We start from the raw sequence: 1,039 nt of genomic DNA, 5'->3' as shown, positions 1-1,039 counted from the left end.
CGCCGGGCCGCTGCCGCTCACGCTCCCCGCCGCCCCGACAACCACCCCTGGCACCGCGGCGGCCGCGCCCGCCGTCCCCGGCACGCCGGCCACCGGCACCGGTGCCGCGCTGCCGGTCTCCGGGCAGCTCTCCCAGCAGGTGGCCCTCCTCAGCGACGCCGGCACCGGGTCGCACACGATGACGCTGGTGCTCACCCCCGACACCCTCGGGCCGGTGCAGCTGCAGGTCACCGTCGCCGAGGGCGTGCTCGACCTGACCCTGCGCGGCGCCCACGAGCTCGGCCGCGCGGCCCTGCTGGACGCCCTCCCCGAGCTGCGCCGCGACCTGGAGGCCGCCGGGCTCACCCCGTCGCGGGTCGAGGTGGACGCCGACGCGGGCGGCTCCTGGCTGTCCCGGCACGCCGCCGAGCAGCAGGCCCGGCAGGACACCGGGAGCCGGGGCGGGCCGCAGGAGCCGGCCGCCGGGTGGTCACGACCGGGTGGTCGGCCTGCCGATAGCGGAGAGGGGCGTGCTGCCCCCCTGATCCGATCCACGTCGTCCGGCGTGGACGTGCGCGTCTGAGAGCGAGGAGCCCACATGCCGGACGCGGTGAGCGGTGCCACGGGTACCACCGCGACCTACTCCGCGACGACCTCCGTCGACCGCGGTGACCAGATGGGGAAGGACACCTTCCTCAAGCTGCTGGTCGCGCAGATGAAGTACCAGGACCCGGGCAACCCGGCCGACACCAACCAGCTCATGGCGCAGACGGCGACCTTCAGCCAGGTGGAGAAGCTCGAGGAGATCGCCAAGCAGAACGCCTCGATGCTGGCCCTGCAGCGCTCCAGCAGCGCCGGGGCGATGGTCGGCCAGACCGTCACCTGGACCGACTCGACCGGCGCCCCGCAGACCGGCGTCGTCACCTCCGTCCGCCTGGCCACCGACAAGGCCGAGGCCGAGGCCACGATCGGCGGCGTCGCCGTGCCCCTGGGCCGGATCACCCACGTCGGCACCCGCTGACGCCCCGAAGACCCCGCGCCGACCCGCGCTCCCCCAGCC

At 75.6% G+C, this 1,039-nt stretch carries 2 protein-coding genes; both read left to right on the top strand.

What is annotated here, in order from left to right; genetic code table 11:
• Positions 1 to 562 (top strand): flagellar hook-length control protein FliK (locus E9565_RS21885; RefSeq protein ID WP_236836724.1); only part of this gene is annotated, 562 nt, incomplete at its 5' end.
• 15 nt (positions 563 to 577) lie between these two features.
• Positions 578 to 1,000 (top strand): flagellar hook assembly protein FlgD, encoded by a 423-nt coding sequence (locus E9565_RS21880; RefSeq protein ID WP_236828802.1) that lies wholly within the window; start codon positions 578 to 580, stop codon positions 998 to 1,000.
• Positions 1,001 to 1,039: the final 39 nt, after the last annotated feature.

The organism is Blastococcus sp. KM273129 (genome assembly GCF_021698995.1).
In the GTDB taxonomy this organism is placed as follows: Bacteria; Actinomycetota; Actinomycetes; order Mycobacteriales; family Geodermatophilaceae; genus Blastococcus.
Note: the sequence above shows the minus strand (reverse complement) of the source record. Positions and strands in the feature narration are given on the sequence as shown.